The organism is Micromonospora sp. WMMD998, from assembly GCF_029581235.1.
Classification (GTDB): domain Bacteria; phylum Actinomycetota; class Actinomycetes; order Mycobacteriales; family Micromonosporaceae; genus Micromonospora.
The window spans coordinates 3,303,017-3,325,552 of the sequence record NZ_CP120740.1; the positions used below are offsets into that span (position 1 = coordinate 3,303,017).

Below are 22,536 nucleotides of genomic sequence, written 5' to 3' on the forward strand. Positions count from 1 at the left end.
GCCGCGCTAGATCGTTGCGTGCTGGGGCACGACCACGACCAGGCCGTTCGAGTGGCGATAGACCGCCTGGCCGCCCCTGGTGCGGACGTGTTCGAAGCCGGCCTTGCTCAACCCGGCGAGCACCTTCCGCAGCGGCAGGTCGGCCAGGGCTGGGCTCACGCCGCTCGCCCAGCCTGGAAGGACGTCACCAGCGGCGTGGTTTCGATCTCCGGGTTCTCGACTTCCTCCAGGTAGGCCCCGACGGCCTCGCGGAGATTGGTCAGCGCCGCGTCGACCGTCTCGCCCTGGCTGGCGACCTCGATCTCCAGGCACCGGGCGACGTACCAGTCGTCCTCCTGGTGTACGGCGGCGGTGAACGTGCGGGCCATCGATGTCCTCCAGGGTGGTCCCGGCAGCAGCACGATCCTACGTGTGGCGGCCCGCTTTCCGGGTGAGCCCGGCCACGCCGGGGGCGGCGGGCGGCGGAATAGTTGACTCGTCAAATAGGTTGTGCGGTGCGATGCCGGGTCGACCGGTCCGGATCTCACCCCGAGGAGCTGGTCATGCAGTTCGGAATCTTCACCGTCGGTGACGTCACCGTCGACCCGACCACCGGGCGGCTGCCGTCCGAGCGTGACCGGATCAAGGCCATGACCACCATCGCGCTCAAGGCCGAAGAGGTCGGCCTGGACGTCTTCGCCACCGGCGAGCACCACAACCCGCCGTTCGTGCCGTCGTCGCCCACCACCATGCTGGGCTGGATCGCCGCCCGCACCGAGCGGCTGCTCCTGTCGACCTCGACCACGCTGATCACCACGAACGACCCGGTCAAGATCGCCGAGGACTACGCGATGCTCCAGCACCTGGCCGACGGCCGGGTGGACCTGATGATGGGGCGCGGCAACACCGGCCCGGTCTACCCGTGGTTCGGGCAGGACATCCGCAACGGCATCCCCCTCGCCATCGAGAACTACGACCTGCTGCACCGGCTGTGGCGGGAGGACGTGGTCGACTGGAAGGGCCGGTTCCGCACGCCGTTGCAGTCGTTCACCTCGACCCCGCGCCCGCTCGACGGCGTGCCGCCGTTCGTGTGGCACGGCTCGATCCGCAGCCCGGAGATCGCCGAGCAGGCCGCCTACTACGGCGACGGCTTCTTCGCCAACCACATCTTCTGGCCCAAGGAGCACACCCAGCGGATGGTCGGCCTCTACCGCCAGCGCTGGGCGCACTACGGCCACGGCACGCCCGACCAGGCGATCGTCGGCCTCGGCGGGCAGGTCTTCATGCGCCGCAACTCCCAGGACGCGGTCCGCGAGTTCCGGCCCTACTTCGACAACGCCCCGGTCTACGGGCACGGCCCGTCGCTGGAGGAGTTCACCCGGGAGACGCCGCTGACCGTCGGCAGCCCGCAGCAGGTCATCGACCGCACGCTGGGCTTCCGCGAGTACGTCGGCGACTACCAGCGGCAGCTCTTCCTGATGGACCACGCCGGCCTGCCGTTGAAGACCGTGCTGGAGCAGCTCGACCTGCTCGGTGAGGAGGTGGTCCCGGTGCTGCGCAAGGAGTTCGACTCGATGCGTCCGGCGCACGTGCCCGAGGCGCCCACCCACGCCAGCCTGCGGGCCGCCCGCGACGCCGCGACGAGCACCGTCGACGCCGCCACGACCGCGGGGGAGGGGCGATGACCCGGCGTACTCTCGCGGTCGTCTCGGCGGGTCTCGGCCAGCCCTCGTCCACCCGGCTGCTCGCCGACCAGCTCGCCGCGGCTGCCCGCGACGAGCTGGCCGGCCGCGGCGCGGACGTGGAGTTGCGCCCGGTGGAGCTGCGCGAACACGCCCACGACGTGGTCAACCACCTGCTCACCGGCTTCGCGCCGGCCGCGCTGCGCGACACGCTCGACGTCGTCGCGGCGGCGGACGGGTTGATCGCCGTGACGCCGATCTTCCACGCGTCCTACAACGGGTTGTTCAAGTCCTTCTTCGACGTGGTGGACTCCGAGGCGCTGGCCGGCACGCCGGTGTTGCTCGGGGCCACCGGCGGCACCGCCCGGCACTCGCTCGCGCTGGAACACGCGGTGCGGCCGATGTTCACGTACCTGCGGGCGGTGACGCTGCCGACGGCGGTCTTCGCCGCGCCCGAGGACTGGGCCGGCGACGACGGCGACAGCGCGCTGCGGGCCCGGATCCGCCGCGCGGCGGCCGAGCTGGCCGAGCAGGTGGACCGCCGGCCCCCGGCGACCGGCCCGGCCGACCCGTTCGCCCTCACCACCGACTTCGCCGACCTGCTCGCCGGCCGCGATCCGGCCTGACCCGGCTGCGACCCGGCTGCGACCCGGCCTGACCCGACCGGCGTCAGTCGCCGGCCGGCGACGGCGGGTGGGCGACCAGCACCGGGCAGTGGGCGTGCTGCACCAGGGCCTGGCTGACCGAGCCGAGCAACAGCCCGGCGAAGCCGCCCCGCCCCCGCGAGCCGACCACCACGAGCGACGCCTCTACGCTCGCCTCGCGCAGCGCCGTCTCCGGGGATGAGGCGACCACGGCGCGTTCGGTGACCCGCAGCCCGGGATGCGCCGTCCGGACCCGGCCGGCGGCGGCACCCAGCAGCTCGGCCGCCTCGGCCGCGGCCTCCGGCGCCGCCGCCTCCCGCTCCGGCGCGTCGACGTGCATCAGCACCAGCTCGGCGTCCCGGCGGTCGGCCTCCGCCGCGGCCAGCTCGACGGCGTACCCGGCGGACTCGGAGCCGTCGACCCCGACCAGCACCGGACCGCCGACCGGGATCGGCTGCTCCGCGGGGCGCACGACGAGCACCGGGCAGTGCCCGTGCTGCGCGAGCTGCCCGCCGACCGAGCCGAGCAGCAGCCCGGTGAAGCCGCCCACGCCCCGGCTGCCCACCACCACCAGCTCGGCCCGGCGCGACTCCTCGACCAGGGCCGCGCCCGGACCGCCGGCGACCTGGCGGACCTCCACCCGCAGCCCGGGGTGCCGGTCGGCCAGGTCGGCGGCCACCCGTTCGAGCATCTTCTCCGACTCCGCGGTGGGCGCCGGCACCCCGAGGTCGTACGGGTTGAGCGGCACGCCGTAGCCGAGCGGGTGCAGGTAGCCGTGCACCAGCAGCAGCGGCCGGGAGCGTGCCACCGCGGCGGCGGCGGCCTGGTCGGCGGCGGCCAGGCTGGACGGCGAGCCGTCCACCCCCGCCACGACGGGTCGGTTCATCGGTGTGTCCCCTCCGGTCGGTTCCCGCCATTGTGGCCGCCCCCGTCCCGATCGGCCGGGCCGCCACGCACCCGGTACGGGACCATCGGCCCTGCCGCGTCGGCCCGCGAACGGGTGGGATGGAACCACGGTTCGCCGCTGTCGATCCTGGAGGCGTGATGACCCCGCTGGAGATGCTGCGCGTGCATCCTTTCCTGGCCGGGCTGCCCGACGGGTGGTTGCCCCGGCTCACCGGTCACGCCCGCCCGGTGGCCTGGCACCCGGGGCACCGGTTGTTCCGGGCCGGGCAGCCGGCCGAGCGGTTCTGGCTGGTGCGCAGCGGCCAGGTGGCGTTGGACTTCCCGGTGCCCGGCCGCGGTGACGTGGGCATCGAGACGATCGGCGCGGGTGGGGTGCTCGGCTGGTCCTGGCTCTTCCCGCCCTACCGCTGGCAGTTCGGGGCGGTGGCCACCCGGCGCGGCACCGCAGTCGAGTTCGACGCGGCGGGGGTGCGCCGGCTGATGGAGTCCGACGACACGCTGGGCCGGCAGCTCACCGAACGGTTCATGAGCGTGGTGGTGGACCGCCTCCAGGCGTCCCGGGTGCGGCTGCTCGACCTGTACGGCTATTCCGGGTCCGCGGCGAGCTGATCCGGATCGGTCCGGCGGCGGACGACCAACTCGTCCACCTCGAGCCGACCGATGCGCAGCTCGCGGATCACCGCGCGGCGCACGGCCAGCCGGCCGATCACCAGCGCGCCCACCGAGACCGCGCCCAGCGCCAGCGCGCCCACCGCGAGCGCGCCGATCGACGTCGCGCCGAGCGCCCGCGCGCCGGTGGCCTGCGCCCCGGTCGCCTGCGCCCCGGTGGCGCTCGCGGCCAGAGCCTTCACGGGCGAGTGCGGGCGGCGGCGCAGCCGTGCGGTCGACATGGGCCCATGCTAGTGCGACCCGGCCCGATCAGGTGACCGTCAGGCCACGGGCGGCGAACTGTCCGCGTACCCGGTCCAGCAGCTCCGGGGTCGGCGGCGCGGTGTCCGCGAGGGGGAACGCCAGGCCCAGCTCGGCGTACTTGTGCGCGCCGAGGCGGTGGAACGGCAGCACCTCGACCCGTTGCACGCCGGCCAGCCCGGCGGCCACGTCGGCCACCCGGTCCACCTCGTCCGCGGCGTCGGTCAGGCCCGGCACCAGCACGTACCGGATCCACATCGGCGTGCCCCGGTCGGCCAGCCGGCGGGCGAACCGCAGCGTCGGCGCGAGCCGGCCGGTGCCGGTGACCCGCCGGTACGTCGCCGCGCTGCCCGCCTTGACGTCGAGCAGCACCAGGTCGGTGGCGTCCAGCAGGGCGTCGTCGGCGCGCACGCCGAGGAACCCGGACGTGTCCAGCGCGGTGTGCAGGCCGAGCGCCCGGCAGCGGCGCAGCAGCTCGCCGGTGAACGCGGGCTGGAGCAGCGGCTCGCCGCCGCTGATCGTGACGCCCCCGCCGGCCACCTGGACGAACCGGCGGTACCGCGAGACCAGGGCGACCATCTCGTCCACCGTGCGCCGCCGGCCGCTGCGCCCGTACCAGGTGTCCGGACTGTGGCAGTACCGGCAGCGCAGCGGACAGCCGGCGAGGAACACGACGAAGCGGGTGCCGGGCCCGTCCACCCCGACCGACGTGTCCCAGGAGTGCACCGCCCCGTCCGGGACCGGCGGCGCCGACACCGGCGCCGCCGTGGGCCGGCCGGTCACAGCGACCCGTGGAACGTCCGGGACACCACGTCCCGCTGCTGTTCCGGGGTGAGCCGGACGAAGTTCACCGCGTACCCGGAGACCCGGACGGTGAGCTGCGGGTAGCGCTCCGGGTGGGCCATCGCGTCGAGCAGCGTGGCCCGGTCCAGCACGTTGACGTTGAGGTGGAACCCGCCGGCGTCGGTGTAGCCGTCGAGCATCCCGGCCAGGTTGGCGATCCGCTCGGCGCGGGTGTGCCCCAGGCCGTCCGGGGTGACCGTGCCGGTCAGCGAGATGCCGTCGCGGGCCGCGTCGTACGGCAGCTTCGCCACCGACAGCGCCGAGGCGACCAGGCCGTGGGTGTCCCGGCCGTTCATCGGGTTCGCCCCGGGCGCGAACGGCTCACCGGCCCGCCGCCCGTCCGGCGTGTTGCCGGTGTGCCGGCCGTAGACCACGTTCGACGTGATGGTGAGCACCGACATGGTCAGCTCGGCGTCCCGGTAGGTGCGCTGGCGGCGCAGCTTCGCCGCGAACGTCTCGACCAGCCACACGGCGATCTCGTCGGCCCGGTCGTCGTCGTTGCCGTACGTCGGGAACTCGCCCTCGACCGCGTAGTCGACGGCCAGCCCGGTGGCGTCGCGCAGCACCTTCACCCGGCCGTACCGGATCGCCGAGAGGCTGTCCACGGCGACCGAGAGGCCGGCGATGCCGGTGGCCATGAACCGTCGCACCGGGTGGTCGTGCAGCGCCATCTCCAGCCGTTCGTACGCGTACCTGTCGTGCTGGTGGTGGATCACGTTCAGCGCGTCCACGTACGTCTCGGCGAGCCAGTCCAGCGTCCGGTCGTACGCGGCCAGCACCTCGTCGTGGTCGAGCGTCTCGCCGCCGACCGGCGTGCTCGGCGGGGCCACCTGCTCGCCGGTCAGCTCGTCCCGGCCGCCGTTGATCGCGTACAGCAGCGCCTTGGCCAGGTTCGCCCGGGCGCCGAAGAACTGCATGTCCCGACCCACCCGCATCGCCGAGACGCAGCAGGCGATCGCGGTGTCGTCGTCGTACGCGGGGCGGATCAGCTCGTCGTTCTCGTACTGGATGGCGCTGGTGTCCAGGGACACCTGGGCGCAGAACCGCTTGAACCCCGCCGGCAGCCGGGGCGACCAGAGCACGGTCAGGTTGGGCTCCGGCGCCGGGCCGAGGTTGTAGAGGGTCTGGAGGTAGCGGAACGTGGTGCGGGTGACGAGCGGCCGGCCGTCCGCGCCCATCCCGCCGAGCGACTCGGTGACCCAGGTCGGGTCGCCGGAGAAGAGCTGGTCGTACTCGGGGGTGCGGAGGAAACGGATGATCCGCAGCTTGATCACGAAGTCGTCGACCAACTCCTGCGCGCCGGTCTCGTCCAACCGCCCCTCGGCGATGTCCCGCCGCAGGTAAGCGTCGACGAAGCCGGCGGTGCGCCCGAGCGACATGGCCGCGCCGTTCTGTTCCTTCGTGGCGGCCAGGTAGGCGAAGTAGAGCCACTGGATCGCCTGCTGGCCGGTGGCCGCCGGGCGGGAGAGGTCGACGCCGTACGCGGCGGCCATCTCCTTCAGCTCGTCGAGCGCGCGGATCTGCTCGGCCAGTTCCTCGCGGTCCCGGATCACGTCGTCGGTGCTGCGCCGGCCGTCCAGCGCCGCCCGGTGGGCGTGGCGCTCGGCGATCAGCCGGTCCACCCCGTAGAGCGCCACCCGCCGGTAGTCGCCGATGATCCGGCCCCGCCCGTACGCGTCGGGCAGCCCGGTGATGACGTGCGAGCGTCGGGCGGCCAGCACGTCGGACGGGTACGCGTCGAAGACCGCGTCGTTGTGGGTCCGGCGGTACCGGGTGAAGATCTCGTGCACCCGCGGGTCGGGTTCGCGCCCGTACGCCCGCAGCGCGGTCTCCACCATCCGCAGTCCGCCGGCCGGCATGATCGCCCGGCGCAGCGGCGCGTCGGTCTGCAGCCCGACGATCAGCTCCCGATCCCGGTCGACGTAGCCGGGGCCGTGCGAGGTGATGGTGGACGGCGTGGCGGCGTCCACGTCGTACACGCCGCGACGCCGCTCCTCCGGGAACATCGCCCGGAGCCGGTCCCAGACCGCGAGCGTGCGCTCGGTCGGCCCGGTGAGGAACGACGCGTCCCCGGTGTAGGGCTCGTGGTTGCGGCGGACGAAGTCCGCCACGTCGACGGTGTCGCGCCACGGCCCGTCCCGGAAGCCCCGCCACGGGTCCATGGTGCGTCGGTTGCCGTTCATGATCACTCCTGTCAGGGGTCAGCGGGGGAGGGGATGGGCGTGCAGGAGGCGCGCCCACCAGGGACGGTGGTCGGGGCGGGAGGCCGGCAGGCCACGCATGCTCAGCCAGCCGCCGGGGCCCATGGTGACCGTGTGCACCGCCGGTGGGCGGCGGCGGGACCACACCGCCACGGCGGCGGTGAGCGCCGCCACCGCGAACGCGCCGGTGGCCGCCGCGACGAGATGGTCCGGGTCGACCACCCGGCGGTAGCGGACCTTGCCGTCGGCCAAGACGAACGCGCCCACCGGGCGACCGGCGTGGGTGACCGGGACCAGCGCCGCGCCGGGCAGCTCCAGCACCGGCCCCACCGGCCCGGGGACCGCCGGGGCCGGCGTCGGGTCGTCGGCCGGCGTCGCCGGGCGGGGGACCGGGGGTACTGTGTTCAGCCCGGTCGGGTTGAAGATGGCGGTCATGGTGCTGCCCTCCTATCGGGAGTCGGATGCGTCGGCGCCGGCCTGCACCGCGGTCCGGCCGGCGGCCAGCCGCGCCACCGGCACCCGGTACGGCGAGCAGGAGACGTAGTCGAGTCCGGCCGCGGCGAAGAACGCGATCGAGTCGGGGTCGCCGCCGTGCTCGCCGCAGACCCCGACGGTCAGCTCCGGCCGGGCCGCCCGCCCCTCGGCGACGGCGAGCCGGACCAGCCGGCCCACCCCGGCGACGTCGACGCTCTCGAACGGCGACACGCCGAAGATCCCCCGGGCCAGGTACGTGGGGAAGAACGAGCCCTCCACGTCGTCGCGGGAGAACGCCCAAGTGGTCTGCGTCAGGTCGTTGGTGCCGAGGGAGAAGAACCGGGCCCGCGCGGCGATCTCCCCGGCGGTCAGCGCGGCCCGCGGCGTCTCGATCATGGTGCCGATCGGGATCTCCGGCGCGCCGTCCACCTCGGCGAGCACGCGCCGCGCCTCGTCGGTCACCGCGGCGAGTTCCCGCACGTCCCCGACGAGCGGCACCATGATCTCCGGGCGCGGGTCGCCGCCCGCCCGGATCCGCTGCACGGCCGCCTCGGCCAGCGCCCGCACCTGCATGGCGAACAGGCCCGGCACCACCAGCCCGAGTCGCACGCCGCGCAGCCCCAGCATCGGGTTGGTCTCGTGCATCCGGCGCACCGCGGCCAGCAGCGTGGCGTCCCGGCCCGGATCCTCCCCGCGCGCCTGCGCGCCGGCCACCCGGGCGGTCAGCTCCGCCAGCGGGGGCAGGAACTCGTGCAGCGGCGGGTCGAGCAGCCGGACGGTGACCGGCAGCCCGTCCATCGCGGCCAGCAGCCCGACGAAGTCGGCCCGCTGCAACGGCAGCAGCGCGTCCAGGGCCGCCGTGACGTCCGCCGGACCCTCGGCCAGGATCAGCCGCTCGACCAGCTCCCGGCGCTCGCCGAGGAACATGTGCTCGGTGCGGCACAGCCCGATCCCGGCGGCGCCGAGCCGGCGGGCCCGGCGGGCGTCCTCCGGGGTGTCCGCGTTGGCCCGCACGCCCAGCGTCCGCACCGCGTCGGCGTGTCCGAGGAGCCGGTGCACGGCGGCGACCAGCGGATCGGCTTCGGGGCTCAGCTCGCCGGCCAGGTAGCGGGCCACCGGCGAGGGCCGCACCGGCACCTCACCGAGCCAGATCCGCCCGCTGGTCCCGTCGATCGAGATCACCTCGCCGGCCCGCACCACCCGGTCGCCGACGGCGACCTCGCCGCGCTCGACGTCGATCCGCAGCGCCTCCGCCCCGCACACGCAGGCCCGGCCCATGCCCCGGGCCACCACCGCCGCGTGCGACGTCTTCCCGCCCCGCGAGGTGAGCACCCCGGCCGCGGCGATCATGCCGGGCAGGTCGTCCGGGTTGGTCTCCGGGCGGACCAGGATCACCGGCCCGCCGGCCGCCGCCGCGGCGGCGGAGTCGAAGACCACCCGTCCCACCGCCGCGCCCGGCGACGCGCCCACCCCCACCGCGAGCGGCGTCGGCGCGCCGGCGGTGTCGAAGGCGGGGAACATGAGCTGGGCGAGCTGCGCCCCGGTGACCCGGGTCAGCGCCTCGTCGGCCGTGATCACCCCCTCCTCGGCGAGCTGCGCGGCGATCACGAACGCGGCGGCGGCGGTCCGCTTGCCGACCCGGGTCTGCAACATCCACAGCCGGCCCCGTTCGATGGTGAACTCGACGTCGCACAGGTCGCGGTAGTGCCGCTCCAACGTCGCCATGATCTGCCGGAGCCGGTGGAAGCTCGCCGGGTCCAGCCGCTCCAGCTCGGCCAGCGGCACCGTGTTGCGGATGCCGGCCACCACGTCCTCGCCCTGCGCGTCGGTCAGGTAGTCGCCGTACACGCCGGGCGCGCCGGTGGCCGGGTCGCGGGTGAACGCCACCCCGGTGCCGGAGTCCCGGCCGAGGTTGCCGAAGACCATGGCCATCACGTTGACCGCGGTGCCCAGGTCGTCCGGGATGTGTTCCTGGTGGCGGTAGACCCGCGCCCGCTCCGAGTGCCACGAGGAGAACACCGCGCGCACGGCCAGGAAGAGCTGCTCGTGCGGGGCCTGCGGGAACTCCTGCCCGACGTGCCGGACGAAGATCTTCTTGTACGTGTCGACCAGGTCGCGCAGTTGCGCCGCGCTCGGCCCGCCCGGCCCGGCGGTGGCCCGCACCGCGGCTAACTCGTGCTCGAACTCCTCACCCGGAATGCCGTGCACCGTGCGGCCGAACATCTGGATCAACCGCCGGTACGAATCCCAGGCGAACCGCTCGTCGCCGGCGTGGGCGGCGAGCCCGGTCACCGTGGAGTCGTTGAGCCCGATGTCGAGGATCGTCTCCATCATCCCCGGCATCGAGTACCGCCCGCCGGACCGGACCGCCAGCAGCAGCGGGTCGGCCGGGTCGCCGAGCCGCCGGTCCAGCCGCGTCTCGACCTGGCGCAGGTGCGCGTTGATCTCCTCGTACAGCCCGTCCGGGGGCGCGCCGGTGGCCAGGTAGGCGCGGCACGCGTCGGTGGTCATGGTGAACCCCGGCGGCACCGGCAGGCCGAGCCGGGTCATCTCCGCCAGGTTGGCGCCCTTGCCGCCGAGCAGGTCGGCCCGGCTCCGGTCACCCTCGATGAAGTCGTAGACGTACTTCGTCATGGTCCGGCCTCCTCGACTGCGTCGTTCCTCCTTCTTCGTACCGGCGCGGCCGGCCGTGGCGGCAGGGCCGGACGGGACACCTGACGGGCCGGAGGTCCCGATCGTGTCGGTGGGCCCACGTATCCTTCCCGGCCATGACCCCCGAGGTGGAACTCCGTCCGGTGCGCGACGACGACCTGCCGGTGTTCTTCGCCCACGAGCAGGATCCGCAGGCCAACTGGATGGCCGCGTTCGGGCCGAAGGACCCGTCGGACCGGGCGGCGTTCGACGCGCACTGGGCGCGCATCCGCGCCGACGGGCGCATCGTCAACCGCACGATCGTCGCCGGCGGCGAGGTGGTCGGCCACGTGGCGGCGTTCCCGGTCGACGAGCAGACCGAGGTCAGCTACTGGATCGACCCGGCCCGCTGGGGTCGCGGCTACGCCACCGCCGGGCTCACCGCGCTGCTGCGGGAGCTGCCGCAGCGGCCGGTGCGGGCCCGCGCCGCGAAGGACAACGCCGCCTCGCTCGCGGTGCTGCGCAAGTGCGGCTTCGTCGTGGTCGGTGCGGACTCCGGGTACGCTCCGGGCCGCGGTGCGGAGGTGCAGGAGTGGGTGCTCGAGCTGCCCGCCGAGGGGGCTGACCAGGGCAACCACTAGTCTCCCCGGGGTGAACTGGCTGGAACTCGTCGGCTGGGCCGGCTCCGCGCTGCTGGTCTGGTCCCTGCTGCAGACGCGCATCCTGCGGCTGCGCGCGCTCAACCTGGTCGGCTGCCTGATCCTGATCGGCTACAACGCCGCCGTCCACGTCTGGCCCATGGTCGGGCTGAACGTGGTGCTCACCGTGATCAACCTGTGGTACCTGCGCAAGCTGCTGGCCACCCGGCACGACGAGCGGACCTACCAGGTGGTCGAGGTGGGCACCGCAGACGCGTTCCTGGCACACACGCTGCGGGTGCACGCCACCGACATCGCCCGCTTCAACCCGGGCTTCCGCTGGGACCCGACCGCGTCCGACCGCTCGGCGTTCCTGGTGGTCCGCTCCGACGAGGTGGTCGGCGTGATGGTGGCGCACGCCGAGGCCGGCGGGGTGGCCCAGATCGACCTGGACTACGTGACCCCGCCGTTCCGTGACTTCACCCCGGGAGAGTTCGTCTACCGGCGCAGCCGGCTCTTCACCGACCGGGGCTTCCGCCGGGTGGTCTCCCCACCGGGTATGGTCGCCCCCTACTACCACCGGCTCGGCTTCCGCCCGGAGGGCGGGGCGTACGTGCTCGACCTGGCCGACCCGGCCTGAGCCGGGCCCGGCCGGCCACGGGTGTCGAGCCAGGGTTCAGGCGCGGGCCCACGGGGCACAGAGGGGCAACGCCGACCGGGCCCATCGGGCGGCGAGTCGGCCATCGCCGACGTGGATCGGGCCGAGGGAGAGAACCGCTCGTGCAGAGCTACTGGAGCCAACTGGCCCTGGTCGGTGTGCTGGTGATCGTCAACGCCGCCTTCGCCGGCAGCGAGATGGCCCTGGTGTCGCTACGGGACAGCCAGCTACAACGGCTGGAGCGCAGCAGCCGCGGCGGCCGGACCCTCGCCCGGCTCGCGAAGGACCCCAACCGGTTTCTGGCCACCATCCAGATCGGCATCACCCTCGCCGGGTTCCTCGCCTCCGCCGCCGCGGCCGTCTCCCTGGCCCGGCCGCTGGTGCCGCTGCTCGGCGTCTTCGGCAACGCCGCCGAGACCGTCGCCATCGTCGCGGTCACCCTGGTGCTCACGTTCGTCACGCTCGTCTTCGGCGAGCTGGCGCCCAAGCGCATCGCCATGCAGTCCGCCGAGCGGTGGGCGCTTGTCGTGGCCCGACCGCTGGACATCCTGTCCAGCGTGACCCGGCCGGCGGTCTGGTTGCTCGGCGCCACCACCGACATGGTGGTCCGCCTCGTCGGCCTCGACCCCAAGCACGAACCCGACGAGATCGGCCCCGACGAGCTGCGCGACATCGTGGCCGGCAACCACGGCTTCACCAAGGAGCAGCGCACGATCATCGCCGGCGCCGTGGAGATCGCCGACCGGCAGTTGCGTGCCGTCCTCGTACCCCGGTTGCAGGTCTTCACGCTCGACAGCGGCACCACCGCGGACGCGGCGCGGCTCGTCCTCGCGGCGACCGGCCACTCCCGGGCGCCCGTGGTCCGCCACGGCGGCCTGGACGACGCGGTCGGCGTCCTCCACCTGCGCGACCTGGTCGGCGTCCCGGACGACCGGCCGGTCGACGAGATCGCCCGCCCGCCGATGCTGCTGCCCGACTCGCTCCCCGTGGTGGACGCGCTGCGCCAGTTCAAGGCCGAGCGCCAGCACATCGCCCTGGTGGTGGACGAGCGCGGCGCGGTCGACGGCATCGTCACGCTTGAGGACATCCTCGAGGAGATCGTCGGTGAGATCTACGACGAGACCGACCGGGACCTGCGGGCGGTCCACACCGAGGCCGACGGCTCGCTGGTGCTGCCCGGCACCTTCCCGGTGCACGACCTCACCGACCTCGGGGTGGAGCTGCCCAACCGGCCGCCCGGCGACTACACCACCGTCGCCGGGCTGGTGCTGATCTGTCTCGGACACATCCCGACGGTGGCCGGGGAACAGGTCACCGTCGACGGCTGGGAGCTGGCGGTGGCCGAGGTCGACCAGCGGGCCATCGCCGAGGTACGCATCCGTCGCCGCTCCCGTCGCGAGCCGAGCGAGGACAGCGACGGCACCGACGACGCCCCGACCGCCGCGGCCGACCCGGCGGACGCCGCCGAGCAGCTCGACGAGGCGCGTCACTGACGCACCGGGCCCGACGCCGGCCGGTGCGCGGTCCCGGCTCAACGCCGGTCGGCGGGCGGGCCGAACGGGAAGCCGGGCACCGGCGGGCGCAGCCGCACCACGTCGGCGGGCACCTGGTGGGTGCTGCGCCCGACCAACCGGGCGACCGCCCGCAGCAGCCACGGCCCGGCGGGATGCAACTCCGGCCCGATCAGCCGGCTGGTCACCCGCGTCCACCAGTGACCGGCGACGATCACGTCGGTGATCCGCAACCGGTCCGGCGGCCAGCCACCGCGCACCACCACGTCCACCACCCGGCCGAGACGCCGCCCGTGCAGGTCGTACGCGGTGCGCCCGAGCAGCTCACCCGCTCGCACGGAACGCCCCCGGAATCCGCTCGATCAGGTGCCGCCGCAGCCACGTCTCCACCGGCGAGGGCGGCAGCTCCGCCGCCCGGCACCGCAGCCGCACCGCGCTGTCCACCCGGGCCACGGTCGCCAGCGGCACGCGCCGCGACGGCGCCGGCGGATCGTCGGTGAACCGGTCGGCGACCGCCACCAGCAGCCGCCCGATCGTGCCGCCGATCCGCTGCCCGAGCGCCCCCTGCCCGGTGAGCAGGCAGTCCACGTACGGGTAGCCGGCGTCGTCGAGCGCGAACGCGACGTCGTCGACCCGCCCGACGAGCCGGCCCTCGACGTCGACGATCTGCCGGTCGAGCAACTGCTTGGCGAGCTGGACCCTCATCGCCCCATCCCCGTCACGATCGCCAGTGGAATCGCCGCCACCGACGCGGCGACGATGAGCAGCAGGAACACCGCGCCGAGCAGGTTCGTCCACCACCCGTTGACCCGGTCGCCGAGGTAGGTGCGGTCGTTCGCCACCACCAGGATCGGCAGGTAGGTCAGCGGCAGCACCACCGCGCTCAGCACCAGCATGTACTCGGTCAACCGCACCGGGTCCACGGTCGTCATCAGCATCACCACCGCGAGTAGCAGGCCGACCAGCAGGACGCTGTGGAAGCGGGCCGCCTCGCGGGGGCTGACCCGTTTGCCCCACTGCCACCCGAAGTACTGCGCCGCCGCGTACGCCGCCGACAACCCGGTCTCCAGCGCCGCGCCGAAGGTGACCGCGAAGAACGCCAGCACGGCGGCGACCAGGCCGGCGCCGCCCAACGCGGTCGCCACCGGCCGGGCCACCTGGTCGAGCGAGCCCAGCGACGCCCCGGAGGGGTGGTAGGCCACCGTCGCCACGGCGATCAGCGACAGCGCCAGGAACCCGCCGATCGGGAAGCCGATCAGCACGTTCGAGCGGGCGCGCGCCAGGTCGGCCGCGCCCCACCGCTCCTCCACCCCGCCGGAGGAGAAGAAGAAGACCTCGTACGGGCTGACCGTCGAGGCGAACAACGCCACCGCCACGAACCAGTACAGCGGCCAGCCGTGCCCGGCCGGGCTGATTTGCCACGTCCCGCGGCCGAGTTCCGCCCAGTCGGTGGGCAACGCCACGAGCGCCACCGCGAACACCAGCAGCGCCAGCCCGGCCAGGCCGAAGACCCGCTCCATCAGCTCGAAGCGCATCCGCCACAGCACCAGCCACACCGCCAGCGCGGCAAGCGGCACCCAGAGCAGGTGGCTCACCCCGCTGGCCAGTTGCAGCGCCAGCGCCACCCCGCCCAGCTCCGCGGCGAGCGTGACCACCGTGACCAGCCACGACGCGACCAGGTTGAGCAGCGCCACCCGCGGCCCGAGCCGCTCCCGGACCAGGTCGAACACCGCCCGTCCGCTGACCGCCGCGATCCGGCCGGACATGTCCGCGTACGCGCAGATGCCCACCACACCGACCAGCAGCACCCAGGCGTGGGCCATGCCGAACAGCGCGCCGGCCTGGCTGGCCGCCACCAGGTCGCCGATGTCGACGAACCCCCCGATGGCCGACAGCACGCCCAGGGTGGCGGCGAGGAGCTTCCTCACGTCGGGTCGGGAGCGGCTTGTCTCATCGACGCGACGATATCGGCGTCAGCGCCCGGTTTCGGGCGAATACGTCAGTCGGTGGTGAGGTTCTGCAACCGCACCTGCCCGCGGGCCACCAGCCGGTCGTCGCCGTCGGTGATCTCCACCTGCCACAGTTGCTGGCTGCGTCCCCGGTGCACCGGCGTGCCGACCCCGGTCAGCTCGCCGTCGCGCACCGCGCGCAGGAAGTCGGTCTGGTTCGACACCCCGACCACCCTGCCCCGCTCACCCAGCCACAGCGCGCCGCCGACGCTGGCCACCGTCTCCACCACCGAGCAGTGGACGCCGCCGTGCAGGATCCCGTACGGCTGCTGCAACTCCGGACGCACCTGCCACCGGACCACCACCCGGTCGCCGCTGACCTCGTCGAACTTCAGCCCCAGCAGGGCGGCGAACCCTCCGGTCACGTCAAGCATCTCCACCGTGGTTCCTCCTCGTGCTCGGCGGCGCCGCCAGCCTAGCCGTCGTCGCCGCGGGCAAACCCGGTACGGCCCCGGACCGGCGATGGGGGAGAATCGGTGACCGTGACCGACAGCAACCTCCCGCAGGGGCGGGACTCCCTGACCGAAGACCTGCTGTGGCGGGGCCTGATCCAGGACTCGACCGGCCCGGACGAGCTGCGTGCGCTGCTCGACGGCCCGAGCGCCACGTTCTATGTGGGCTTCGACCCGACCGCCCCCAGCCTGCACGTCGGCAACCTCATGCAGGTCGTCACGGCCCGCCGGCTCCAACGCGCCGGGCACCGGCCGCTCCTGCTCGTCGGTGGCGCCACCGGGCAGATCGGTGACCCGAAGGAGAGCGCCGAACGGTCGCTGAACTCGCCGGAGGTCGTCGCCGGCTGGGTCCAGCGTATCCGGGACCAGCTCGCGCCGTTCGTCACGTACACCGGGGACAACGCGGCCCAGATGGTCAACAACCTGGACTGGACTGGCCAGATGTCGGTGGTGGAGTTCCTCCGGGACGTCGGCAAGCACTTCCCGGTGAACAAGATGCTGGCCCGGGAGGTGGTCAGGGCGCGCCTGGAGAGCGGCATCAGCTACACCGAGTTCAGCTACCAGTTGCTCCAGGCCAACGACTTCTTCGAGCTGCACCGCCGGCACGGCTGTCGGCTCCAGTACGGCGGCTCCGACCAGTGGGGCAACATCACCGCCGGGGTGGACTACGTGCGCCGGCGCGGCGCCGGCCCGGTCCAGGCGTTCACCACGCCCCTGGTCACCAAGTCCGACGGCACCAAGTTCGGCAAGAGCGAGACCGGCGCGATCTGGCTCGACCCGGAGATGACCAGCCCGTACGCCTTCTACCAGTTCTGGCTGAACGCCGACGACCGCGACGTCACCCGTTACCTGCGCTACTTCAGCTTCCGCTCCCGGGAGGAGCTGGAGGAGCTAGAGAAGGCCACCGCGGAACGCCCGCAGGCCCGGACCGCCCAGCGGGCCCTGGCCGAGGAGCTGACCGCGCTCGTGCACGGCGAGCGCGAGGTGACCCAGGCGGTGGCGGCCAGCCAGGCGCTGTTCGGTCGGGGCGCGCTCGACGAACTCGCGCCGGAGACGTTACGAGCCGCGCTCACCGAGGCCGGCCTGGTGCGCCTCGACGAGCTGCCGGACGTCGCCGGCCTGCTGAAGGAGTCGGGCCTGGTGCCGAGCATGAAGGAGGCCCGGCGGGTGATCGCCGAGGGTGGCGCCTACGTCAACAACACGCGGGTCACCGAGGGGGACGCGACCGTCTCCCCGGCCGACCTGCTGCACGGGCGTTACCTGGTGCTGCGCCGCGGGAAGCGCTCGTTCGCGGGCGTTGAGCTGCGAAAATAGCCATCGATCGACGATGTGACGCGGGACGCGCCCGATGGATTTGACGACGAATCCATCGGGCGCGTAGCTTTTCCTCTGCCAACGCGGAACGGACGAATCAGGGCGAAAGTCCTGAAAGGCCGGAGCGTGGGACCTGAGACCCGGGCGGTGCCCCGGATCCGCCGGGAGGCGGATTTGATGCGGCGAAACCGACCGGGTAAGGTTAACGGCCGGCAGGGAAACGGACGGGCCAGCGGGAAGCCGCCAACGGCCGTCCTGCCGAAAATCCTCGACGAGGCCGACGCGAGTCGGCAGTGTCGTGGTGCCCGGTCAAAAGGGTGATGCACGACAAACCGGGAGACACCGGTTTGACACGGCAGAAACCACCGGGTAACGTAGTAAAAGTGCCCGGCGCGAGAGCGGCGGGCGTGGTGAACGAAATGCCCTGGTCGTGGGTCCTCCGGGTGGAGGGTTTTCGGTTGGTGTGTGGTTGTTCTTTGAGAACTCAACAGGGTGCTTGATAAGCCAGTGCCAATTGTTTTATACCCCGTGCTGGTGGCTGTCTTCGGATGGTTGCTGGTGGGGATTCCTTTGGCAACATGTTGTTTGTTGTCAGGACATTGTGTCCAACGAAAGTTTTTGTTGGAGAGTTTGATCCTGGCTCAGGACGAACGCTGGCGGCGTGCTTAACACATGCAAGTCGAGCGGAAAGGCCCTTCGGGGTACTCGAGCGGCGAACGGGTGAGTAACACGTGAGCAACCTGCCCTAGGCTTTGGGATAACCCCGGGAAACCGGGGCTAATACCGAATATGACCACATGTCGCATGGTGTGTGGTGGAAAGTTTTTCGGCCTGGGATGGGCTCGCGGCCTATCAGCTTGTTGGTGGGGTGATGGCCTACCAAGGCGACGACGGGTAGCCGGCCTGAGAGGGCGACCGGCCACACTGGGACTGAGACACGGCCCAGACTCCTACGGGAGGCAGCAGTGGGGAATATTGCACAATGGGCGGAAGCCTGATGCAGCGACGCCGCGTGAGGGATGACGGCCTTCGGGTTGTAAACCTCTTTCAGCAGGGACGAAGCGGAAGTGACGGTACCTGCAGAAGAAGCGCCGGCCAACTACGTGCCAGCAGCCGCGGTAAGACGTAGGGCGCGAGCGTTGTCCGGATTTATTGGGCGTAAAGAGCTCGTAGGCGGCTTGTCGCGTCGACCGTGAAAACCTGGGGCTCAACCCCAGGCCTGCGGTCGATACGGGCAGGCTAGAGTTCGGTAGGGGAGACTGGAATTCCTGGTGTAGCGGTGAAATGCGCAGATATCAGGAGGAACACCGGTGGCGAAGGCGGGTCTCTGGGCCGATACTGACGCTGAGGAGCGAAAGCGTGGGGAGCGAACAGGATTAGATACCCTGGTAGTCCACGCTGTAAACGTTGGGCGCTAGGTGTGGGGGGCCTCTCCGGTTCTCTGTGCCGCAGCTAACGCATTAAGCGCCCCGCCTGGGGAGTACGGCCGCAAGGCTAAAACTCAAAGGAATTGACGGGGGCCCGCACAAGCGGCGGAGCATGCGGATTAATTCGATGCAACGCGAAGAACCTTACCTGGGTTTGACATGGCCGCAAAACTTGCAGAGATGTAAGGTCCTTCGGGGGCGGTCACAGGTGGTGCATGGCTGTCGTCAGCTCGTGTCGTGAGATGTTGGGTTAAGTCCCGCAACGAGCGCAACCCTCGTTCGATGTTGCCAGCGCGTTATGGCGGGGACTCATCGAAGACTGCCGGGGTCAACTCGGAGGAAGGTGGGGATGACGTCAAGTCATCATGCCCCTTATGTCCAGGGCTTCACGCATGCTACAATGGCCGGTACAATGGGCTGCGATACCGTGAGGTGGAGCGAATCCCAAAAAGCCGGTCTCAGTTCGGATCGGGGTCTGCAACTCGACCCCGTGAAGTCGGAGTCGCTAGTAATCGCAGATCAGCAACGCTGCGGTGAATACGTTCCCGGGCCTTGTACACACCGCCCGTCACGTCACGAAAGTCGGCAACACCCGAAGCCGGTGGCCCAACCCTTGTGGAGGGAGCCGTCGAAGGTGGGGCTGGCGATTGGGACGAAGTCGTAACAAGGTAGCCGTACCGGAAGGTGCGGCTGGATCACCTCCTTTCTAAGGAGCACCATCCAGCGAAGGCTGGCATGGAGCCCGCGACCTGCGAATGTCGGGTCGGGGTGCTCGAATGGCGGAGACACTGGTGAGTTTTTCCTCGGCAACGGCCGGGATCCTTCTAGTACTGCTGACTTTCGGGTTGGTGTGGAGCGGAGTCCTGGTGCGGCTGGGGGAGGGCGGAGAGCACCCTGTTGGGTCCTGAAGGAACAACCCGTGGTGGTTGTCTTTCAGAGCCTTGTGGACGGGCGGGAGCCTGTCGGGGCGCCAGGCATGGCCTGGTCTCGCAAACCGTGATCCTGGTTGGGGTTGTAGGTGTGGGGCTGTGGGTTGTGGGTTGGTTGTTTGTTGAGAATTGCACAGTGGACGCGAGCATCTTTGTGGTCAAGTTGTCAAGGGCGAACGGTGGATGCCTTGGCACCAGGAGCCGATGAAGGACGTGGGAGGCCGCGATAGGCCTGGGGGAGCTGTCAACCAAGCTGTGATCCCAGGGTGTCCGAATGGGGGAACCCGGCATCAGTCATGTGATGTCACCCGCACCTGAACACATAGGGTGTGTGGGGGGAACGCGGGGAAGTGAAACATCTCAGTACCCGTAGGAAGAGAAAACAAATAGTGATTCCGTGAGTAGTGGCGAGCGAAAGCGGATGGAGGCTAAACCGGCTGCGTGTGATACCTGTCAGGGGTTGCGTGGTCGGGGTTGTGGGACCCTGCTGATTGTGCTGACACACAGTCGAGAAGTTACAAAGCTAGTGGTTAGTCGAACAGTCTGGAATGGCTGACCGTAGACGGTGATAGTCCGGTAGGTGAAAGCTGCTGGTCTTCTGTGGGTGTTCCCGAGTAGCGGCGGACTCCTGAAATCTGCCGTGAATCTGCCAGGACCACCTGGTAAGCCTAAATACTTCCTGGTGACCGATAGCGGACGAGTACCGTGAGGGAATGGTGAAAAGTACCCCGGGAGGGGAGTGAAATAGTACCTGAAACCGTTCGCCTACAATCCGTCGGAGCCTTACGGGGTGACGGCGTGCCTTTTGAAGAATGAGCCTGCGAGTTAGTGGCATGTGGCGAGGTTAACCCGTGTGGGGGAGCCGTAGCGAAAGCGAGTCTGAATAGGGCGCTCTTGAGTCGCATGCTCTAGACCCGAAGCGGAGTGATCTAGCCATGGGCAGGCTGAAGCGCGGGTAAGACCGCGTGGAGGGCCGAACCCACCAACGTTGAAAAGTTGGGGGATGACCTGTGGTTAGGGGTGAAAGGCCAATCAAACTCCGTGATAGCTGGTTCTCCCCGAAATGCATTTAGGTGCAGCGTCGCGTGTTTCTTGCCGGAGGTAGAGCACTGGATGGTCTAGGGGGCCCACAAGCTTACCGAAATCAGCCAAACTCCGAATGCCGGTAAGTGAGAGCGCGGCAGTGAGACTGCGGGGGATAAGCTTCGTAGTCGAGAGGGAAACAGCCCAGATCACCAGCTAAGGCCCCTAAGCGTGTGCTAAGTGGAAAAGGATGTGGGGTCGCATAGACAACCAGGAGGTTGGCTTAGAAGCAGCCACCCTTTAAAGAGTGCGTAATAGCTCACTGGTCAAGTGGTTCCGCGCCGACAATGTAGCGGGGCTCAAGCACACCGCCGAAGCTGTGGCATTCACACTTTACCTCGTGCCTCCTTGATGGGGTGTGCAGGTGTGTGGGTGGGTAGGGGAGCGTCGTGCCGGGGGTGAAGCGACGGGGTGACCTAGTTGTGGACACGGCACGAGTGAGAATGCAGGCATGAGTAGCGAAAGAAGGGTGAGAAACCCTTCCGCCGGATGACCAAGGGTTCCAGGGCCAGGCTAATCCGCCCTGGGTGAGTCGGGACCTAAGGCGAGGCCGAGAGGCGTAGTCGATGGACAACGGGTTGATATTCCCGTACCCGCGAAAGAGCGACCCTGACGAACCTCGTTGTGCTAACCACCCGAGCTCCGGGAGGTCTTCGGACCGACTGGGGGGAGCGTGGGAACCTGGCGGGTAGTAGTCAAGCGATGGGGTGACGCAGGAAGGTAGCTGATCCCGGCCGGTGGTTGTGCCGGGGTAAGCGTGTAGGCCGACGTGTAGGTAAATCCGCACGTCATATGGGCTGAGACGTGATGCCGAGCCGATTCAGGTGAAGTCAGTGATCCTATGCTGCCGAGAAAAGCCTCTAGCGAGTTCTGAGCGGCCCGTACCCCAAACCGACACAGGTGGTCAGGTAGAGAATACCGAGGCGATCGGGCGAACTGTGGTTAAGGAACTCGGCAAATTGCCCCCGTAACTTAGGGAGAAGGGGGGCCGGAGACGTGAAGCCCCGCGCGGGTGGAGCGTTGTATGGCCGCAGAGAGCAGGGGGAAGCGACTGTTTACTAAAAACACAGGTCCATGCGAAGAAGTAATTCGATGTATATGGACTGACGCCTGCCCGGTGCTGGAACGTTAAGGGGACCTGTTAGCCCGCAAGGGCGAAGCGGAGAACTTAAGCGCCAGTAAACGGCGGTGGTAACTATAACCATCCTAAGGTAGCGAAATTCCTTGTCGGGTAAGTTCCGACCTGCACGAATGGCGTAACGACTTCCCCACTGTCTCAACCACAGGCCCGGCGAAATTGCAGTACGAGTAAAGATGCTCGTTACGCGCGGCAGGACGGAAAGACCCCGGGACCTTTACTATAGCTTGACATTGGTATCTGAATTAGCTTGTGTAGGATAGGTGGGAGCCGGTGAAGCCTATACGCCAGTATGGGTGGAGGCAATCTTGAAATACCACTCTGGTTGATTTGGGTATCTAACTTCGGACCGTTATCCGGTTCAGGGACAGTGTCTGGTGGGTAGTTTAACTGGGGCGGTTGCCTCCTAAAGGGTAACGGAGGCGCCCAAAGGTTCCCTCAGCCTGGTTGGCAATCAGGTGTTGAGTGCAAGTGCACAAGGGAGCTTGACTGTGAGACTGACAGGTCGAGCAGGGACGAAAGTCGGGACTAGTGATCCGGCACTGGCATGTGGAAGCGGTGTCGCTCAACGGATAAAAGGTACCCCGGGGATAACAGGCTGATCTTCCCCAAGAGTCCATATCGACGGGATGGTTTGGCACCTCGATGTCGGCTCGTCGCATCCTGGGGCTGTAGCAGGTCCCAAGGGTTGGGCTGTTCGCCCATTAAAGCGGTACGCGAGCTGGGTTTAGAACGTCGTGAGACAGTTCGGTCCCTATCCGCCGTGCGCGTAGGATACTTGAGAAGGGCTGTCCCTAGTACGAGAGGACCGGGACGGACGAACCTCTGGTGTGCCAGTTGTCCCGCCAGGGGCACGGCTGGTTAGCTACGTTCGGAAGGGATAACCGCTGAAAGCATCTAAGCGGGAAGCTCGCTTCAAGATGAGGTATCCCACCCACATTTGTGGGGTAAGGCCCCCAGCTAGACGACTGGGTTGATAGGCCGGAAATGTAAGCCCGGTAACGGGTTCAGTTGACCGGTACTAATAGGCCGAGGACTTGACTACCAAGCTGCTACGCGTCCACTGTGCAACTCTGAACAAACACCAAACCCGCGCGCGTGTGTGGGT

The 22,536-nt window shown here is 69.9% G+C and carries 19 protein-coding genes and 2 rRNA genes; 9 read left to right on the forward strand and 12 right to left on the reverse strand.

Annotated features, from left to right (window positions below; all coding sequences use genetic code 11):
• Positions 1-6: 6 nt before the first annotated feature.
• Positions 7-159 (reverse strand): type II toxin-antitoxin system HicA family toxin, encoded by a 153-nt coding sequence (locus O7619_RS15405; RefSeq protein WP_282281572.1) that lies wholly within the window; start codon positions 157-159, stop codon positions 7-9.
• Complete coding sequence (locus tag O7619_RS15410; protein ID WP_282281574.1) at positions 156-368, reverse strand: type II toxin-antitoxin system HicB family antitoxin; 213 nt, start codon at positions 366-368, stop codon at positions 156-158. The genes O7619_RS15405 and O7619_RS15410 overlap by 4 nt, the downstream gene beginning before the upstream one ends.
• Positions 369-542: 174 nt before the next feature.
• Here O7619_RS15410 and O7619_RS15415 point away from each other — a divergent pair, with 174 nt between their 5' ends.
• Positions 543-1,664: an LLM class flavin-dependent oxidoreductase gene (locus O7619_RS15415; RefSeq protein ID WP_282281575.1), complete on the forward strand. Its 1,122-nt coding sequence runs from the start codon at positions 543-545 to the stop codon at positions 1,662-1,664.
• A complete protein-coding gene (locus O7619_RS15420) occupies positions 1,661-2,287 on the forward strand; it encodes a CE1759 family FMN reductase (RefSeq protein WP_282281576.1) in 627 nt (208 codons plus the stop codon). Before O7619_RS15415 ends, O7619_RS15420 begins: the two co-directional genes overlap by 4 nt.
• Before the next feature lie 43 nt (positions 2,288-2,330).
• Here O7619_RS15420 and O7619_RS15425 read toward each other — a convergent pair whose 3' ends face one another.
• Positions 2,331-3,191, reverse strand: a complete 861-nt coding sequence (locus tag O7619_RS15425; protein WP_282281577.1) for a universal stress protein — start codon at positions 3,189-3,191, stop codon at positions 2,331-2,333.
• A gap of 158 nt (positions 3,192-3,349) precedes the next feature.
• On the opposite strand from O7619_RS15425, the gene O7619_RS15430 reads away from it, so the two are divergent.
• Positions 3,350-3,820 (forward strand): cyclic nucleotide-binding domain-containing protein, encoded by a 471-nt coding sequence (locus O7619_RS15430; RefSeq protein WP_282281578.1) that lies wholly within the window; start codon positions 3,350-3,352, stop codon positions 3,818-3,820.
• Here the strand turns inward: O7619_RS15430 and O7619_RS15435 are convergent.
• The 5 genes from O7619_RS15435 to ppdK are packed head-to-tail and all read right to left on the reverse strand — an operon-like array spanning position 3,796 to position 10,272.
• Complete coding sequence (locus O7619_RS15435; RefSeq protein WP_282281579.1) at positions 3,796-4,101, reverse strand: hypothetical protein; 306 nt, start codon at positions 4,099-4,101, stop codon at positions 3,796-3,798. The genes O7619_RS15430 and O7619_RS15435 overlap by 25 nt on opposite strands.
• Before the next feature lie 28 nt (positions 4,102-4,129).
• A complete protein-coding gene (gene pflA / locus O7619_RS15440; protein ID WP_282281580.1) occupies positions 4,130-4,876 on the reverse strand; it encodes a pyruvate formate-lyase-activating protein in 747 nt (248 codons plus the stop codon).
• 23 nt (positions 4,877-4,899) lie between these two features.
• On the reverse strand, positions 4,900-7,146 hold the full coding sequence (gene pflB / locus O7619_RS15445) for a formate C-acetyltransferase (RefSeq protein WP_348774318.1): 2,247 nt from the start codon (positions 7,144-7,146) through the stop codon (positions 4,900-4,902).
• An 18-nt stretch (positions 7,147-7,164) separates the two neighbouring features.
• Positions 7,165-7,599 (reverse strand): hypothetical protein, encoded by a 435-nt coding sequence (locus O7619_RS15450; RefSeq protein WP_282281581.1) that lies wholly within the window; start codon positions 7,597-7,599, stop codon positions 7,165-7,167.
• Between the two features lie 12 nt (positions 7,600-7,611).
• Complete coding sequence (ppdK, locus tag O7619_RS15455) at positions 7,612-10,272, reverse strand: pyruvate, phosphate dikinase (RefSeq protein WP_282281582.1); 2,661 nt, start codon at positions 10,270-10,272, stop codon at positions 7,612-7,614.
• Positions 10,273-10,406: 134 nt separating this feature from the next.
• Between ppdK and O7619_RS15460 the strand changes: the two genes are divergently transcribed.
• The 3 genes from O7619_RS15460 to O7619_RS15470 all read left to right on the forward strand — a co-directional run bounded on the left by O7619_RS15460 (position 10,407) and on the right by O7619_RS15470 (position 13,058).
• On the forward strand, positions 10,407-10,910 hold the full coding sequence (locus tag O7619_RS15460; RefSeq protein ID WP_282281583.1) for a GNAT family N-acetyltransferase: 504 nt from the start codon (positions 10,407-10,409) through the stop codon (positions 10,908-10,910).
• A gap of 10 nt (positions 10,911-10,920) precedes the next feature.
• On the forward strand, positions 10,921-11,547 hold the full coding sequence (locus O7619_RS15465; protein ID WP_282281584.1) for a hypothetical protein: 627 nt from the start codon (positions 10,921-10,923) through the stop codon (positions 11,545-11,547).
• A 140-nt stretch (positions 11,548-11,687) separates the two neighbouring features.
• Entirely contained in the window at positions 11,688-13,058 is a 1,371-nt protein-coding gene (locus O7619_RS15470; protein WP_282281585.1) for a hemolysin family protein, read from the forward strand.
• 38 nt (positions 13,059-13,096) lie between these two features.
• On the opposite strand, the gene O7619_RS15475 is transcribed toward O7619_RS15470, so the two are convergent.
• The 4 genes from O7619_RS15475 to O7619_RS15490 form a co-directional block, all read right to left on the reverse strand.
• Positions 13,097-13,414 (reverse strand): PRC-barrel domain containing protein, encoded by a 318-nt coding sequence (locus O7619_RS15475; RefSeq protein ID WP_282281586.1) that lies wholly within the window; start codon positions 13,412-13,414, stop codon positions 13,097-13,099.
• Positions 13,401-13,781, reverse strand: coding sequence for a hypothetical protein (locus O7619_RS15480; RefSeq protein WP_282281587.1), 381 nt, complete (start codon positions 13,779-13,781; stop codon positions 13,401-13,403). The genes O7619_RS15475 and O7619_RS15480 overlap by 14 nt, the downstream gene beginning before the upstream one ends.
• Complete coding sequence (locus tag O7619_RS15485; RefSeq protein WP_282281588.1) at positions 13,778-15,004, reverse strand: divalent metal cation transporter; 1,227 nt, start codon at positions 15,002-15,004, stop codon at positions 13,778-13,780. Before O7619_RS15485 ends, O7619_RS15480 begins: the two co-directional genes overlap by 4 nt.
• 71 nt (positions 15,005-15,075) lie before the next feature.
• The gene (locus tag O7619_RS15490) at positions 15,076-15,459 is read right to left on the reverse strand and encodes a PaaI family thioesterase (RefSeq protein WP_282288840.1); all 384 of its coding nucleotides are present in this window, start codon (positions 15,457-15,459) and stop codon (positions 15,076-15,078) included.
• Between the two features lie 108 nt (positions 15,460-15,567).
• Between O7619_RS15490 and tyrS the strand changes: the two genes are divergently transcribed.
• From tyrS to O7619_RS15505, 3 genes are all read left to right on the forward strand, one after another.
• A complete protein-coding gene (tyrS, locus tag O7619_RS15495) occupies positions 15,568-16,851 on the forward strand; it encodes a tyrosine--tRNA ligase (RefSeq protein WP_282288841.1) in 1,284 nt (427 codons plus the stop codon).
• Between the two features lie 618 nt (positions 16,852-17,469).
• A 16S ribosomal RNA gene (locus O7619_RS15500) occupies positions 17,470-18,984 on the forward strand.
• Between the two features lie 379 nt (positions 18,985-19,363).
• A 23S ribosomal RNA gene (locus O7619_RS15505) occupies positions 19,364-22,473 on the forward strand.
• Together the 16S and 23S rRNA genes form the textbook arrangement of a ribosomal RNA operon.
• The last annotated feature ends 63 nt before the right edge of the window (positions 22,474-22,536 follow it).